Here is a 15,429-nt window from a genome sequence, read left to right on the forward strand (position 1 = left end):
GGTGGCGACCCGGCGGTCCATCGCCTCCGGGCCCAGCTCGGCCAGGGCCAGGGCCAGGGCCAGGACGAAGGGCTTGGCCACCGACTGGAGCGGGAACTCCGTGTCGCAGCGGCCGGCCCGGTAGCGGTGCCCGTCCATGCTCACCAGGGCGAGCCCGAAGCAGTCGGGGTCGGCCTGGGCCAGTTGCGGGATGTAGCCGGCGACCGCGCCCCGGTCCAGGTCCTGGAGCCGTTGCCGCAGTTCCTCCAGCGCCTCGGTGACGGCGTCGGAGGCTGCGTCGCTCATCTCTCCGTGCTCCTTGCGCGCGGGAACTCCCATCCTCGCCGCAGCGGCCCGGGGACGCGCGTCGGTGTGCGCCGGTCCGCGGGTCATGCGGGAGCAGCGCACCCCCCACTTCTGGCTGTTCCCGGAGGGGGAGCCGCCGCGGGCGTCGGCAAGAAGTAAATATGGCCTAAACAGTAGCATTATGTGATAGATCGCTACGCTCGGTGTCCATAGTCATGTCATGACTAGAAGCAACTACGGACCCCCGGGGCCGCGTACCCGGACGCCCCGGGTCGTGGCGGCGGCGGCGATCCTCGGGCTGCTGGGCAGCGGACTGGCCGGCTCCCTCGCTCACGCCTCGGGCCTCGCCGACCGCCCTGTGGCCCCCACCCCCCGTGCGGGTGCCCCGCTGCTCGACGAGACCTTCACCGGGGCCACCGCGGACTCCCGGTTCACCGCCGTCGGCGTCGCCTGCCTCACCGGCGCCGCCCCCGCCCCCGGCGGCTCCGGCAACCATCCGCTCACCGGCTGCCCTACCCCCGGCACCGGCCCGGTGCCCCGCAGAACGGCGCCCCCCACGGCTATCTGCGGCTGACCGACGCCGGGAACGACAAGAGCGGCGCCGTCCTCTTCGACCAGGCGCTCCCGGCCGGCAACGGCCTCGACGTCACCTTCGACCAGTGGCAGTACGGCAGCACCACGCCCAACACCCCGGCCGACGGCATCTCCTTCTTCCTGGTGAACGGCGATGTCTCCCTCGACCACCCCGGAGCCTTCGGTGGCAGCCTCGGCTACGCCCAGAAGCTCCCCGACGACAACCCCAACCTCGAGTTCCTGCCCGGCGTCGACCGCGGCTACCTCGGCGTCGGCCTCGACGTCCTCGGGAACTACTTCGGCGACTGGGAGCAGCGGGGCAACGGCTGTCCGACCCGCTCCCCCGCCGGCACCAGCTTCCGCGTCCCCGGGCCCGGCCGGAACATGGTCACCGTCCGCGGCCCCGGTGACGGCACCGTCGGATACTGCTTCCTGACCGCGACGACCAGTAACTTCACGACCACCGCGCCGTGGCCGTCCACTCTGCCCGGCTCCCTCCAGGGCCCGCTCACCACCCTGCCGGCCGATGTGACGCCGCAGCAGGCGGAGGCCCTGCTCGAACCCTCGCGGCGCCGGGTGAACGTGCACCTCACCCCGGCCCCCTCCCCGGTTCTCACCGTCTCGGTCGACTTCAACGACGGCCAGGGCATGCGCCAGGTCCTCCAGACCCAGGCCCCCGAGCCGGTGCCGTCGACCTACAAGTTCGGCTTCGCCGCGTCGACGGGCCTGTTCACCGACGTGCACCTGATCCGCAACGTCTCGGTCAGCACCGAACAGCCGCTGCCCGAACTCAACCTGGTCAAGCAGGTCCACGAGCCGAGGCCGGGCGAACTCGTCGTCGGCACCCCCGTCGCGTACGACTTCGTCGTCACCAACGCCGGCAACACGCCGATCAACGACATCGCGGTCCACGATCCTACGGTCGGCGACATCGACTGCCCGGTCACCGTCCTCGAACCGGGTCGGACGATCACCTGCACCGGCACCTACCTGATCACCGCGGCGGACGTGGCCCGGGGTCACGTCACCAACACCGCGCGCGCCACCGGCACCTCCGGCGGCGACCCGGTCACCTCCCCCGACTCCACCGTCAAGGTGCCCATCGAGGCGCCCCCGGCATGACCGTCGTCAAGAGCGTCGGCGCCGCCGGACCCTTCGACATCGGCGACACCGTGCCGTACAGCTACGTGGTCACCAACGAGGGCGGCACCGAGATCACCGGCCTTGCCATCACCGACAACCGCGTCACGGGCATCACCTGCGACTCCGCCACCCTGGCCCCGGCTGGCAGCCCCGGCGACAGCACCACGTGCCGCGGCACCTACACGGTGACCGCCGCCGACGCCGAGACCGGACACGTCACCAACACGGCCAAGGCCACCGGTACCTCCGACGGCCGGCCGATCGAGTCCCCGCCGACCGAGGCCACCGTCACCGTCGTCGGCACCTCCTCCCTCGGCTTCACCAAGAAGGCCGACACGGCGGGCCCGGTCCGTGTCGGACAGACTGTCAGCTACACGTACACCGTGACCAACACCGGCCGGACGGCCCTGGACCACCTCGCCGTCCAGGACGACCACGCCCCCGACGTCACCTGTGAAGCCACCACCCTGGCCGCCGGCGAGCACACCACCTGTCGGGCCGCCTACCGGGTGACCGAGGCCGACCTCGCGCTCGGCCACCTCACCAACCAGGCCCGGGCCACCGCGACCGACCCGCGCGACGAGACTGTCGTCAGCCCGTTCGCAGAGGTCACCCTGAACGTCGTCGGCGTCTCGAAGCTGACCGTGACCAAGAAGGCCGACACGGCCGGACCGGTCAAGCCCGGTGACCGGATCACCTACACGTACAACGTGGTCAACGAGGGCTCGACCTCCCTCGAACACATCGCCGTCACCGACGACCGTGCCGCGGACGTCGTCTGTGAGCCGACGACGCTGGCACCCGGCGCCCACGCCACCTGCCGCGCCACGTACACGGTCACCGAGGAGGACGCCCTCGCCGGCCACGTCACCAACACGGCCAAGGCCACCGGCACCGATCCCGACGGCGCCACCGTCGAGAGCCCCCCGGTCCGGCTCCGCATCCCCGCCGCCTGCCCGCCCAAGGGTTACGGCTACGGCGACGCCGGCTGCGAAGCGGGCGAACATGAGGACGGCTATGGCGATGGCCGCGACAAGACCGCGAAGCGGCCCGGGAAGGAGACCGCGCGCTGATCCGACCTCGATGTGACACGGGACCGGACCGAGCCGCAGAGCGGCCGGTCCGGTCCCTTCGTGCAGGGCGCCGCCGGTCCGGTCCCTTCGTGCAGGGCGCCGCCGGTCCGGTCCCTTCGTGCAGGGCGCCGCCGGTCCGGTCCGCCTCGGCGACGTCGCGCGGCACGGATCGTCCCGGTCCCCGAGTGTCCGGGCCAGCACGCCGTACCTCGCCGGGAGCAGCCGCGGGCAGGGGTCAGACGGCCGAACGGAAGGCGGGCAGGTATCCGCCCGACTGTCCAGCGGCCTTGGGGTGGTAGGAGTTGTAGACCGGAACGGACAGGCTGTGCAGCCAGGAGTCCGCGGAACAGATCTCGTGGCCGGTGAACTCGTCGACGACACTGGAGAAGGTGAATCCCGCGTTCGCCGCCTGCTTCGCCAGAACACCGTTCAGGGTGTCGGAACCCCGATTGATCGCCGCTCGCTCGGTCTCGCTGAGTCCGGCGACGCAGCTTCCGGACAGCTTGTAGAACCTGGGGTACCCGAGGACCACCACGCGCGCCTGGGGTGCGCGGCTGCGGATGTCCCCGTAGAGGGCGGAGAGGCCGCCGGGAAGCGTGCCGTTCATCTTCGTGATGGCGGTGTTGACGGCCGCGACGCAGGTGGCCTCGCTGTTGAGCACGCATGTCTGCATGATGTCCGCGAACCCGACGTCGTTGCCGCCCGCTGTGACGCTGACGAGGGTCGTGGTCGAGTTCAGGGGGCCGAGCTGGCCGCTGCGGACGGATCCGGTGGTCGCACCGGAGCATGCGGTGAAGGAGAACGAGGAGGGGGAGTTGGCAGCCGTCCACAGGTAGGGGTACGAGTTGGTGCTGCGACGGCAGTCGCCGCTGTCCGAGAGGTAGCTGCCGGCGCCCACGCCGGCGGAGTACGAGTCGCCGAGGGCCACGTAGCGGTGGCCGGCGGCGCTGGCCGGCTGGGCGATTCCGAGGGCCGTGGAGGCCACTGCGAGCGCGGTTGATGCGGACAGCGCGATTCTTCGCCAGAGCATGGCGTTCAGCCTCAAATCCAGAGCGTGGGGGGTGAGTTGATTGAACGCGACACTTCTAGCAGGGCGGAGATACCGGCGGGTAGCCCCTGGCGCGGATGTCGTCCGCTTTGGGCGCATGTGTAATTCTCTGCGCGTAGACTCGTCCTAATTGCGCCACGTACGGGCGACGAACGGCGTCGGCCCGCGGGCGGGTGTGGCTGCAACAGGCGGCTCGTCGACGGCGCTTCGGCGTCGGTGGCCCCGAGCGTCGACGACTGCGCGCTCAGCATGCTCACCCCGCGCGAGCTCGCTTCCGCGCAACGGTTCCCCGCCGACCGCATCCTTCCGGCCGCCGGCCGGGAGGAGCGGCACGGAGCTTCCTCGGAACCGCGACTGCCGCGGCCCTCGTCATCCGGCTCCGCACGTGATCGACCGGACAGGCCCTGGTCGCCCACGAGGCCGGGGTCTTGTGGTCCCGTCGGCGGCTCAGCAACGGGGCAGCGGCGGCTCGGATCCGGCTCAGCGCCGGGTCAGGAACGCGAGCCGTGCCCTCTTCTCCGGGATGAAGACCTCCGGCAGGTCCACCTCCGGCAGTACGACCTCCGGGCCCGCCTCGAACCCGGCCCGCAGCATGCGGGCGACCGCCTTCTCGTTGGCGGCGTCCGGATCGACCACGATCCGGCTGTGGTCCCGCAGCGAGAAGGCGATCAGCGCCGAGAGCAGGCCGCCGGTGTACCCGGGCCGGGGGGCCGCGCCCGGGGCGACCAGCAGATGCACGCCGATGTCCCCGGGCAGCACCTCGTAGCACTCGCCGACCCGGTCGGCCCCGGGGTCGTACGTCTGGAAGAGGGCCACGGGCTCGTCGTCCAGGCTCACCAGGAAGCCGTGGTGGGTGGTGAGCGAGTCGAGGTGCGCGTAGACGTCCCGGACCTGCTCGACGGTGGTCCCGAGCATGCCCCAGAAGCGGGAGCGCTCCTCGTTGACCCAGCGGTGCAGCAGGGGCGCGTCGAGGTCGGGCTCGACCGGCCGGACCGTGACGGTGCCGAGTTCCTCGACGTGGTGGACGTAGACGGCGGTGGTCATCCCCGCTCCTTGGTGAGGTACTGCCAGTCGGTGGTGACCGGGGCGAGCTCGCCCCGCAGCCACAGGGGGAGTTGGTCGAGGTGGTGCGGGTCGCCGGGGACTCCGGACGCGCCGAACGGCACGATCCAGCGGCTCCGCCCCCGGTCGGCGAGGTCCCAGACGTAGCGGGCGGCGGAGGCGCGGGCGCTGAGGTCGGTCCAGCCGGGCACGCTGGACGTGGAGAGCACACAGTCGTGGTCCCCGCCGAGCCCCGGCCGGTACGCGTCGTCGGGGTCGGGCAGCGCCTGCCAGGGCGCGAGCCGGTGCGTCACGCCCCAGGCGGCGGGTGGCTCTCCCGCCGCGACCTCGGCGAGCGCCTCGCGCACGATCCGGCCGAGGTCCGCGGCGGGTACGGGGCCGGCCGCGAGCAGCGTCTCCAGGGCGAAGGCGACGCGCGGGCCGAGCGCCAGCCAGGGGCGGAACAGGGCGGGGTACGGGGCGGGTTCGCGCAGCGCCGCGAAGGCCTCGTGCGCGGCGAGTCGGCGTACCACCGCCCCGCGCACGGCGGCGTAGAGACCGGCGTCGGTGCTCCCGGCGTCCATCCGCCGGTCCCAGGCGAGCAGCCGGTCCCGTACGGCCGAGGCGGCGGGGGAGAGGGACGTCGCCCGCTCCACGGCGGCGAGGAGACGGGCCGCCGAGGGGTTGTCGGTGTCGGTGTGGACGGCTGCCGTCGACTCGGGGGTCCAGTCGGCCGAGGCGCCGAGCAGCGCGTCGATCCGGTCCGCCCGGTGCGGCGGCGCGAACTCGACGCCGAGGGGCGCGGCAAGCCCCCGGGCGTTCGCCATCACGGCGTGGCCGTCGACCTCGGCGCGGGGCAGCGGCGCGGGGGCGTCCTCCCAGGCGTGCGCCGGGTCCCAGGCGGGCACGAGACGAAGGGGGTTGGACCGGTGCCGTACGGGTACGTGGCCGGCCACCCGGTGCAGCAGACCGCCCCGGGTGTCGGCGGCCTGGACGACGTTCACCGGCTCGACCCAGCCGTCGAGCGCTGCGTCCACGTCCCCGACGGTCCGGGCGCGGAGCAGCGCGGGCAGCACACCGAAACCGAGCGCGGAGGTGACGCGGGGCGGGTACCGCAGACTGACGGCCTCCGGGACGGGGGAGTGCCCGACGGCCGAGGCCGCAGCGGAACCGTCCCCGAGACCGCCCCCGACGTCGCCCTCGTCCGCCGTCCCGCCGATGATCACCGGCCCCCGGTCCGTCTCCACCACCTCGATCACGACCGGCTCCCCGCCCGCGACCTCGATCGTCTCCGTGTGGGCGGTGGCCCGGCGCCAGCCCTCGGGGCCGTACGCCTCCACCCCGCCGTCGGGGAGCCGTCGCAGCCGCTCCCGGTAAAGGTCCTGGTAGTCCGCCATCGCGTTGGTGATCGCCCAGGCCACCGGGCCGGTGTGGCCGAAGTGCGCGAGTCCGGGGACGCCGGGCACGGCGAGGCCCACCACGTCGTACGCGGGGCAGGCGAGGCGGATCTGCTGGTAGACGCCGGGCGCCTCGATGAACCGGTGCGGGTCCCCGGCGACCAGCGCCGCCCCGCTCGCGGTCCGCCCGCCGGCGACCACCCAGCCGTTGGAGCCCGCGGTGCCTGGCCCGTCGGTCGCGAAGAGCCCGGTCCACTCCTCACCCAGCCGCCGGGCGACCTCCTCGCGCCACAGCTTGGTGGGGAAGCCGGCGAACAGGATGTGCGTGGACAGCCAGACGGCGAGCGGGGTCCAGGGCTCCCACCGCCCGGCCGCGAGGCCGGTCGCGGCGAACTCGGGTGCGCGCCGCGCCCCTTCCGCGAGCCCGTCGTTGACCCCGTCCACGTACGCGCGCACCCACGCGGCCGTCGGGGCGTCCTCGCGGGCGAGCCGTTCGTAGCAGCGGCGGGCGGTGTCGGCGAGCCTGGACCGCCGGGCGAACACGTCCCAGTCCAGCTCGGCGGCGCCGAGGAACGCGGCCGTGGTGCCCTGGGCCCGGTGCCGCTCGACCTCCAGCTGCCAGGCCCGGTCGCGGGCGGTGACCCGGCCCTGGGCGAAGGCGAGTTCGTCCGGGTCCGCGGCGCGCAGATGGGGGACGCCCCAGGCGTCCCGGTAGACCTCGATGCTCACGGAGACCCCGATCCCGTCCGTATCGTTCGCGAATTCTTAGGTTAGCCTGACCTAAGTGAATCTACAGGGAGTCCGGGGGTGGGATCGCGGCGGGGCGGGGTCGGCGCGGAGCCGGTGCCAGATTGACGATCCGTTACTTCGGTGTGGAGCGGATCGTTCTCACTCTTCTCGCGCGTGCCTTTGAATACCCGCGCGTGCGAAAGACGCGGGACGCCCGGGAACGGTTGTGTCGAAAAAAATCGAAAATGAACACGGAAACCCCCCTTTGGAGTGAACTCACGTCAGGCGACTGCCGGTTCACTCTCCGTGCGTAAAGATTCCGGTGTCTCAAGTCGCCGAGGCCGCGCCGACCCACCGTCCCCGTGGTGAGCGGCACGGCGACGCCATGTCTCCTGTGGGGGTTCCACCATCTTGAACAGCAACACCTTCCGCATGCCCGTACGCCGTACCGCCGCCGCCGCGACCGTCGCCGCACTCACCGTCGGCCCCGTCCTCCTCGCGGCGCCGGCGGCGCAGGCCACGGGCGGCGAAGGGCGCGCCACCGCCGTCGTCCTGCGGACCGGTCTCGACATCTCCCTCCTCGGCAAGACGGTCCAGGTGCCGCTGCGGGCCTCCCTCAACGAGGTCAAGGCGCCGGAGACCGAGAGCGAGACCGCGCTCACCGTGAAGGTGCAGGGTGCCGAGGAGGGGAAGCCGATCGACATCCTCGCCGCCGACGTCGCCACCTCGAAGGCCACCGTGGACGAGGAGAAGGCCGAGGGGTACGTGAACCTCGTCAAGGCGCAGGTCCACGTCCCAGGAATCCCGCTGCTCTCCCTCATCGAGGTCGAGAAGGTCACCTCCAAGGCGCTGTGCGAGGTGGGGAAGAAGCCCGTCGCCACCTCCAACGTCCTCGGTCACGTGACGGTCTTCGGCAAGAAGACCACCCTCTCCGCGGGCGGCCGGACCCAGGTCACCGTGCCGGGCGTCGGCCAGGTCACCCTGGACCTCTCCCGTACCTCCACCACCTCCCGTACGGCGGCGGCGACCGCCCTCGAACTCAGGGTGAAGGTCAACCCGCTGGATCTCGGCGTGGCCAAGGTCGACGGCACCGTCACCCTCGCCGAGGCGACCTGCGAGACGCCCGAGGGCGCGGCCCCGACCGAGCGGCCCACGGAGCGGCCCACCGAGCAGCCGACCGGGCAGCCCACGGACCGGCCCTCCGAGCAGCCCACGCAGCAGCCCTCGGCCAAGCCGAGCGACGCCGGCGGCATCAAGACCGACAACGGCGGCACCACGCCCACCGAGAACCTCGCGGAGACCGGCGGCAGCTCCGCCACCTCGTACATCGCGGGCGGGGCGCTCGCCCTCCTCGTCGCCGGCGGCGGCGCCCTCGCGCTGACCCGCTCGCGCGCCCGCTCCCGAGGCTGACGGCCCGAGGGGGACGCGCCGGGGGGCCGGAGGGGGAACACGCGTCCGGGGAGGGCGGCGGTGACGACGCCGCCCTCTCCGGACCCGCGCGCGTTCCCGAGGTGGCCGATCAGCCGCGGGTCAGGGCGGACCAGCGGCCTGTCAGCCGCCCGCTCCCGGTCAGCCGCCGATCAGCAGTGCCTGGTCGAGTGCCTGGAGGAAGCGGTTCGTCGTCACCCGGTCCCGGACCGCCAGCCGCAGCCAGTTCCGGTCGAGACCGGGGAAGGTGTCGCCCCGGCGGACCGCGAAGCCCAGCGACCGCAACCGCTCGCGCACCGCGTCCGCCCCGTCGGTCCGCAGCAGCACGAAGGGGCCCTCCGCCCCCGCCACCGTCCGCACCTCGTCGAACTCCGCCAGGCCGGCCAGCAGATGGGCCCGCTCCACACCGATCCGGTGCGCCGCGTGCTCGGCCTCCGCCAGCGCCCCGCGCGACATGCAGGCCTCCGCCGCCACCAGCGCCGGCGTCGACACCGGCCACAGCGGCTGCGTCCGTTCGAGCGCGGCGACCGTCTCCGGCTCCGCCAGCACGTACCCGATCCGCAGCCCGGCGAGCCCCCACGTCTTGGTGAGGCTGCGCAGCACCACCAGCCCCGGCACGTCCGTCCGCCCGGCCAGCGACTCGCGCTCGCCCGGCACCGCGTCCATGAAGGCCTCGTCGACCACCAGGATCCGGCCGGGGCGCGCGAGCGCGGTGATCGTGGCGGCGGGATGCAGCACGGAGGTCGGGTTCGTGGGGTTCCCGATCACCACCAGGTCCGCGTCCTCGGGGACCGCCGACGGATCCAGCCGGAACCCGTCCTCCTCGCGCAGCAGCACCCGGCCCACCTCGTGCCCGGCGTCGCGCAGCGCCGCCTCCGGCTCGGTGAACTGCGGATGCACCACGACGGGTCTGCGCACCGGCAGCGCCCGCGCGAGCAGCACGAACGCCTCCGCGGCGCCCGCCGTGAGCAGCGCCCGGTTCGGCGGCAGATCGTGCCGCTCGGCGACGGCCGCCCGCGCGGCCCGGCCGTCGGGGTAGGCCGCGAGCCCGGTGAGGGAGTCGGCGATGCGCTCGCGCAGCCAGTCCGGCGGGGTGTTCGTCCGGACGTTCACCGCCAGATCGATGAGCTTCTCGTCCTGGACCTCGGCGTCACCGTGGTGCCGCAGGTCGTGTGTGTCGCTGTCCGTGTAGGTGTCCATGGCCGCCGTCGTGTGGGGGGTGGGGATGGTGGGGGGTGAGCCAGGCTCGCCAGCGATGTACCCGTACGCCCGGGGCAACAACCGTACGTCTGGGGCATCTTCGTTCGGTCGAACCGGGACGAAAGTGGCGAGAGCGCACGTTACGCGCCGCGATTTCCGCTTGGGTACGAGCAGGACGCCACCGGCCCCCGGACGCGCCGCCCCCTCCGCGGGAAGCCCCGCCCCGACGGCGGAAGGCCTTCCTCCGCCGTCCGCCCCCACGTCACGGAGCCCCGCGTCGTCGCACGCCGCGAGCAGCGCCGCCGCCTCCGCCACCGACGGGGTGCCCGTCGCGGCCAGCGGCAGCGCCGACGGATGCGGTACGCGGACGGCCGCCAGCCGCTCGGCCGCGTACCCCCGCACCGGCACACCCAGCGCCGCCGCCGCCCCCACGACCCCCGGCTCTGCCGCCCGCGCGTCGAGCGTGGCGAGCGAGCGGACGTGCGCGGACGTCAGCCCGGCCGCCCGCAGCACCGCCCCGACCAGGGCCAGCACCTCGTCCGCGGGGACCCCCGGCCGCGCCCCGACGCCGAGGTGCGCGTACGGCACCCCATCCGATACCAAAGGCCCATGGCTGTAGTCGTCGCGCTCGGCGCGTTCCTCATGACGCTCTTCGGCGGCTGGGTCGCGCAGCGCGTCACCGACCGCCGCCACCTCGTCCTCGGCCTGGCCGGCGGACTCATGCTCGGCGTCGTCGGACTCGACCTGCTGCCGGAGTCCCTGGAGGCGGCGGGGAACGACGTCTTCGGCGTCCCCGAGGCACTGCTGCTCTTCGTCGGCGGCTTCCTCCTCGCCCACGCGGTGGAACGCCTCCTCGCCGTACGCCGGGCGGGGCACGGCGTCGGCGCCGACGAGCGGGTCCCCCAGGTCGGGCTGACGGCCGCCGCCGCGATGGTCGGCCACAGCCTCATGGACGGCATCGCGATCGGCGCGGCCTTCCAGGTCGGCGGCGGCATGGGCGCCACCGTCGCCCTCGCCGTCATCACCCATGACTTCGCGGACGGCTTCAACACGTACACGATCACGAGCCTCTACGGGAACGAGCGCCGCAAGGCCCTCGGGATGCTCGTCGCGGACGCCCTCGCCCCGCTGGTCGGGGCCGCGTCCACCCTGCTGTTCACCCTTCCGGAGGAACTGCTCGGCGGCTATCTCGGATTCTTCGGGGGCGCCCTGCTCTACCTGGCCGCCGCCGAGATCCTGCCGGAGGCCCACCACGACCACCCCGCCCGCTCCACCCTGCTGTGCACGGTGGCCGGCGTGGGCTTCATCTGGCTGGTGGTGGGCCTCTCCGGCAGCTGACCTCACGCGACCGGACCGCCCGCGCAGCGCTCCACGAACCGTGCGGCGACCTCGGGGGAGCCCGCCCAATGGGTGTGCACGTAACTGGCGTGCACCCCGCCCTGCACGAAGCCCTCCATCCGCCGCTCCGGCTGCCGCAGCCCCCAGGCGGCGAGGGCCCCGGCCCCCGGCTCGATCACGGTCCGGTGGAACTCGTGGCCCCGCATCCGCGCCCCGGCGGGCGCGAGCACGCTGTCGTTCACGGCGACGGCGTCCCGGTAACCGAGGGTGAGGCGCGAGGACATCCGCGCGTCCGCGTCGAGCACGCCGCACATGGGCTTGCCGTCCAGCGACCGCGCCAGGTAGAGCAGCCCGGCGCACTCGGCGGCGATCGGCGCCCCGGACGCGGCGAGCGCCGCCACAGCCTTCCGCAGGGGCTCGTTGGCGGACAGCTCGGCCCCGTACACCTCGGGAAACCCGCCCCCGATGACAAGCCCGGAAGTCCCCTCGGGCAGCGCTTCGTCCCGCAACGGATCAAAGACGACGACCTCGGCCCCGGCGGCCCGCAGCAGCTCGGTGTGCTCGGCGTAGGAGAACGTGAACGCGGCACCGCCGGCGACGGCGAGCCTTGGTGGGCGATCGTCCCGCAGGGCGACGGGGGTCCCCCCGGACGGAGTCCGGGGGAGGGTGGGCCCCACGGGACCACCGGCGTGCAGTCGCCCGACAACCCCCGGATCCCATGCCTCCGCGTGCAACTCCGGCGCACTGCGCGCAAGCGCGAGCAGTGCCTCGAGGTCACACCCCTGGCGCACCTGCTCCGCCTGCGCGGCAACCGCAGCCACCGCCGCCGCCTGCCGCTCCGCAACCGGCACCAGCCCCAGATGCCGAGAAGGCGTAGCCACCGCCGGCGCCCGCCGCAGCACACCGAGCACCGGCACCCCCGACTCCCCGAGCGCCTCCCGCAGCAGATGCTCGTGCCGGTCGGTCGCGACCTTGTTGAGGATCACACCCCCGATCCGCACCTCCGGGTCCCAGGACGCGAACCCGTGCACCAGCGCCGCCACCGACCGCGACTGCGAGGACGCGTCGACGACGAGCACCACCGGCGCCTTGAGGAGTTTCGACACCTGTGCGGTGGAGGCCAGTTCGCCCTGGTCGGCGGCGCCGTCGTACAGGCCCATCACCCCCTCGACCACGGCCAGGTCGCAGCCGCGTGCGCCGTGCGCGAAGAGCGGCGCGACCAGCCCCGTACCGCACATGTACGCGTCGAGGTTGCGGCCGGGACGGCCGGTCGCGAGGGCGTGGTAGCCGGGGTCGATGTAGTCGGGGCCGACCTTGTGCGGGGAGACGGCCAGACCACGGCCGGCGAACGCGGCCATCAGACCGGTCGCGACCGTGGTCTTGCCCGCGCCCGAGGAGGGCGCGGCGATGACGAGACGTGCTACCACTCGATGCCCCGCTGGCCCTTCTGACCGGCGTCCATCGGGTGCTTGACCTTGGACATGTCGGTGACGAGATCCGCGAAGTCGACGAGCTCCTGCGGGGCGTTGCGGCCGGTGATGACGACGTGCTGCTGCCCCGGGCGGTCACGCAGCACCTCGACGACCTCCTTGACGTCGATCCAGCCCCAGTGCAGCAGATAGGCGAACTCGTCGAGGACGTAGAACCGGTACTTCTCCTCCGCGAGGTCCCGCTTGACCTGCTCCCAGCCCTCCCGGGCCTTGTCCTCGTGGGACTGCTCGCCCTCGGCGACCTCGCGCTGGATCCAGGACCAGCCCTCGCCCATCTTGTTCCAGGTGACCGTGCCGCCCTTGCCGGTCTCGCCGAGGGCCTTGAGGGCGTTCTCCTCGCCGACCTTCCACTTGGCGGACTTGACGAACTGGAACACCCCGATCGGCCAGCCCTGGTTCCAGGCGCGCAGCGCCATGCCGAACGCGGCGGTCGACTTCCCCTTGCCGACGCCCGTGTGCACCATCACCAGGGCCCGGTTGCGGCGCTGACGGGTGGTGAGACCGTCGTCGGGTACGACGGTCGGCTGTCCCTGCGGCATTAAGCGGCCCTCCTGGTCACGTGTGCTGCTGCCTGTACGTCCTTCACGAGTCCCGCGATCGAGTCGGCGCGCAGCTCGTCCAAGGTGACGGCGGTGCCGCCGAGTTCGCGGGCGAGTTCCCGGGCGAGCCCGAGCCGCACCGGGCCGGTCTCACAGTCCACGACGACGGAGGCGGTGCCCTCGGCGGCGTGCAGCCGGGCCGCGCGGGCGGCGAGCGCCACCGGGTCGCCGGCCGACCGCCCGCCGGTGGCGCGTCCGTCGGTCACGACGACCAGCAGCGGGCGGCGCGAGGGGTCCCGCAGCCGCTCGATCCGCAGCACGTCGTGGGCCTTGAGGAGGCCGGCCGACAGCGGCGTACGGCCGCCGGTCGGGAGCTGTTCGAGGCGGGCGGCGGCGGCGTCCACGGACGAGGTCGGCGGCAGCGCCACCTCGGCGTCCCGGCCCCGGAAGGTGACCAGGCCGACCTTGTCGCGCCGCTGGTAGGCGTCGAGCAGCAGGGAGAGGACGGCGCCCTTGACGGCGCTCATCCGCTGTCGCGCGGCCATCGAACCGGAGGCGTCCACGGCGAAGAGCACGAGGTTCCCCTCCCGTCCCTCCCGTGTCGCCTGCCGCAGGTCGTCCCGGCGCAGGACCAGTCCCGGACCGGAGCGCCCGCGCGCCCGCTGGTACGGGGCGGCGGCCTGCACGGTCGCCGCCAGGTGCAGCTTGGTCAGCGCGCCCCGGGGGCGTACGGAGCCGGTGGTACGGCCGTGTTCGGTACGGGCCCGGGAGCGGCGCCCGGCCGCGCCCTCGCCGAGACCGGGCACGCTGAGCATCCGCGTACGGAAGGGCTCGGCGGCCTTCACGGCGGCGCGCTCACCGGCACCGGCACCCGCCCCGGCGTGCTGGGGAGCGGGCTCGGGTGCGGGGGAGTCCTCGGGCACGGAGGAGCCCTCGGACGCGGGGGCGTTCTCGGCGGAGTTCTCGGCGGCGGGCGCGTCGCTCTGCGGCGGAACACCCCCGCCGTCCGGACCGCCACCAGGGCCGCCGTCCCCGGGGCCGTCCCCGTCGGGACCGCCGTCGCCGGGACCGTCGGGCTCGGGGTCCTCGTCCGGCTCCTGGTCCTGGCCCTTGAACTGCTCCAGGGTCTCGTCGAGCTTGTCCTCGTCGATGCCGGGCGCGTCGAAGGGGTTGCGGCGGCGGCGGTGGGGGAGCGCGAGGAGGGCGGCCTGCCGTACGTCCTCGGAGGTCACCTCGGTCCGCCCCGCCCAGGCGGCGAGTGCGGTCGCCGTCCGGGCCATGACGATGTCGGCGCGCATGCCGTCCACCTCGAAGGCGGCGCAGGTCGCGGCGATCTGGAGCAGCGCAGCGTCCCCGAGGGTCACCCGGGACAGCAACTGCCGGGCGGCGACGATCCGTTCGCGCAGCGCGGTCTCCTCGCCGGCCCAGCGGGCGGCGAAGCCGGTCGCGTCGTCCTCGAAGGCGAGCCGCCGCCGGACGACCTCGACCCGCTGCTGCGGGTCGCGTGACGCGGCGACCTCGACGGTCAGCCCGAACCGGTCGAGCAGCTGCGGTCGCAGCTCGCCCTCCTCGGGGTTCATGGTCCCGACGAGCAGGAAGCGGGCGGCATGCCGTACGGAGACACCCTCGCGCTCGACGTGGGAGGCCCCCATGGCGGCGGCGTCGAGGAGATGGTCGATGAGGTGGTCCGAGAGCAGGTTGACCTCGTCGACGTAGAGGATCCCCCGGTGCGCGGCGGCGAGCAGCCCCGGCTCGAAAGCCTTCACGCCCTCGGCGAGCGCCTTCTCGATGTCGAGCGCGCCGACGAGCCGGTCCTCGGAGGCGCCGACGGGCAGCTCGACCATCCGCGCGGGCCGCTCGGCCCCGGGCGCGTCGTCGTGCGGCCCGTCCGGGCACGCCGGGTCGGGCGAGGCCGGGTCACAGCTGAACCGGCAGCCCGCGACCACCGGAACGACGGGCAGCAGTTCGGCGAGCGCGCGGACGGCCGTGGACTTGGCGGTGCCCTTCTCGCCGCGCACGAGGACACCGCCCACCGCGGGACTGACGGCGTTCAGCAGCAGCGCCAGCCGCAGGTCGTCCATGCCGACGACGGCGGTGAACGGATAGCGGGTGCTCATCGGGTGATCGCTCCTTCGCTCGGTGTGT

The 15,429-nt window shown here is 73.6% G+C and carries 12 protein-coding genes and 1 pseudogene; 5 read left to right on the plus strand and 8 right to left on the minus strand.

The features are described from left to right. Positions 1–3: 3 nt before the first annotated feature. Positions 4–465: pseudogene (locus ABT154_RS07510) on the minus strand (glutaminase); the annotation flags it as partial. Between the two features lie 40 nt (positions 466–505). On the opposite strand from ABT154_RS07510, the gene ABT154_RS07515 reads away from it, so the two are divergent. From ABT154_RS07515 to ABT154_RS07525, 3 genes are all read left to right on the plus strand, one after another. Beyond that, positions 506–859, plus strand: a complete 354-nt coding sequence (locus ABT154_RS07515; RefSeq protein ID WP_351854043.1) for a hypothetical protein — start codon at positions 506–508, stop codon at positions 857–859. 143 nt (positions 860–1,002) lie between these two features. Beyond that, complete coding sequence (locus tag ABT154_RS07520; protein WP_502969461.1) at positions 1,003–1,980, plus strand: CLIPPER-2 domain-containing protein; 978 nt, start codon at positions 1,003–1,005, stop codon at positions 1,978–1,980. Further along, the gene (locus ABT154_RS07525; RefSeq protein ID WP_351854046.1) at positions 1,977–3,074 is read left to right on the plus strand and encodes a CLIPPER-2 domain-containing protein; all 1,098 of its coding nucleotides are present in this window, start codon (positions 1,977–1,979) and stop codon (positions 3,072–3,074) included. The genes ABT154_RS07520 and ABT154_RS07525 overlap by 4 nt, the downstream gene beginning before the upstream one ends. Positions 3,075–3,309: 235 nt before the next feature. Here the strand turns inward: ABT154_RS07525 and ABT154_RS07530 are convergent, their stop codons facing one another. The 3 genes from ABT154_RS07530 to ABT154_RS07540 all read right to left on the minus strand — a co-directional run bounded on the left by ABT154_RS07530 (position 3,310) and on the right by ABT154_RS07540 (position 7,289). After that, a complete protein-coding gene (locus ABT154_RS07530; protein ID WP_351854049.1) occupies positions 3,310–4,104 on the minus strand; it encodes an SGNH/GDSL hydrolase family protein in 795 nt (264 codons plus the stop codon). Positions 4,105–4,602: 498 nt separating this feature from the next. Continuing rightward, complete coding sequence (locus ABT154_RS07535; RefSeq protein WP_351854051.1) at positions 4,603–5,166, minus strand: GNAT family N-acetyltransferase; 564 nt, start codon at positions 5,164–5,166, stop codon at positions 4,603–4,605. Beyond that, positions 5,163–7,289: a penicillin acylase family protein gene (locus ABT154_RS07540; RefSeq protein WP_351854053.1), complete on the minus strand. Its 2,127-nt coding sequence runs from the start codon at positions 7,287–7,289 to the stop codon at positions 5,163–5,165. The genes ABT154_RS07535 and ABT154_RS07540 overlap by 4 nt, the downstream gene beginning before the upstream one ends. Positions 7,290–7,700: 411 nt before the next feature. Between ABT154_RS07540 and ABT154_RS07545 the strand changes: the two genes are divergently transcribed. Further along, positions 7,701–8,699, plus strand: coding sequence for an SCO1860 family LAETG-anchored protein (locus ABT154_RS07545; RefSeq protein ID WP_351854055.1), 999 nt, complete (start codon positions 7,701–7,703; stop codon positions 8,697–8,699). 159 nt (positions 8,700–8,858) lie between these two features. Here the strand turns inward: ABT154_RS07545 and cobC are convergent, their stop codons facing one another. After that, a complete protein-coding gene (gene cobC, locus ABT154_RS07550; protein WP_351854058.1) occupies positions 8,859–10,505 on the minus strand; it encodes an Rv2231c family histidinol phosphate aminotransferase CobC in 1,647 nt (548 codons plus the stop codon). A 21-nt stretch (positions 10,506–10,526) separates the two neighbouring features. Between cobC and ABT154_RS07555 the strand changes: the two genes are divergently transcribed. Further along, a complete protein-coding gene (locus ABT154_RS07555; RefSeq protein WP_351854060.1) occupies positions 10,527–11,255 on the plus strand; it encodes a ZIP family metal transporter in 729 nt (242 codons plus the stop codon). Between the two features lie 2 nt (positions 11,256–11,257). Here the strand turns inward: ABT154_RS07555 and ABT154_RS07560 are convergent, their stop codons facing one another. Genes ABT154_RS07560 through ABT154_RS07570 form a run of 3 tightly spaced genes read right to left on the minus strand, consistent with a single transcriptional unit; the run spans position 11,258 to position 15,401 of the window. Next, positions 11,258–12,682 (minus strand): cobyrinic acid a,c-diamide synthase CobB, encoded by a 1,425-nt coding sequence (locus ABT154_RS07560; RefSeq protein WP_351854063.1) that lies wholly within the window; start codon positions 12,680–12,682, stop codon positions 11,258–11,260. Continuing rightward, entirely contained in the window at positions 12,676–13,284 is a 609-nt protein-coding gene (cobO, locus tag ABT154_RS07565; RefSeq protein ID WP_056561183.1) for a cob(I)yrinic acid a,c-diamide adenosyltransferase, read from the minus strand. The genes ABT154_RS07560 and cobO overlap by 7 nt, the downstream gene beginning before the upstream one ends. Further along, positions 13,284–15,401, minus strand: coding sequence for a putative cobaltochelatase (locus tag ABT154_RS07570; RefSeq protein WP_351854065.1), 2,118 nt, complete (start codon positions 15,399–15,401; stop codon positions 13,284–13,286). Before ABT154_RS07570 ends, cobO begins: the two co-directional genes overlap by 1 nt. Positions 15,402–15,429: the final 28 nt, after the last annotated feature.

Source organism: Streptomyces sp. NPDC001728 (assembly GCF_040297565.1).
Lineage (GTDB): Bacteria > Actinomycetota > Actinomycetes > Streptomycetales > Streptomycetaceae > Streptomyces.

Excerpts from the sequence above, each read along its gene's own strand:
- ABT154_RS07515 (WP_351854043.1), top strand. The coding sequence starts at position 506 with ATGACTAGAAGCAACTACGGACCCCCGGGGCCGCGTACCCGGACGCCC.
- ABT154_RS07525 (WP_351854046.1), top strand. The coding sequence starts at position 1,977 with ATGACCGTCGTCAAGAGCGTCGGCGCCGCCGGACCCTTCGACATCGGC.
- ABT154_RS07530 (WP_351854049.1), bottom strand. The coding sequence starts at position 4,104 with ATGCTCTGGCGAAGAATCGCGCTGTCCGCATCAACCGCGCTCGCAGTG.
- ABT154_RS07535 (WP_351854051.1), bottom strand. The coding sequence starts at position 5,166 with ATGACCACCGCCGTCTACGTCCACCACGTCGAGGAACTCGGCACCGTC.
- ABT154_RS07555 (WP_351854060.1), top strand. The coding sequence starts at position 10,527 with ATGGCTGTAGTCGTCGCGCTCGGCGCGTTCCTCATGACGCTCTTCGGC.
- cobO (WP_056561183.1), bottom strand. The coding sequence starts at position 13,284 with ATGCCGCAGGGACAGCCGACCGTCGTACCCGACGACGGTCTCACCACC.
- ABT154_RS07570 (WP_351854065.1), bottom strand. The coding sequence starts at position 15,401 with ATGAGCACCCGCTATCCGTTCACCGCCGTCGTCGGCATGGACGACCTG.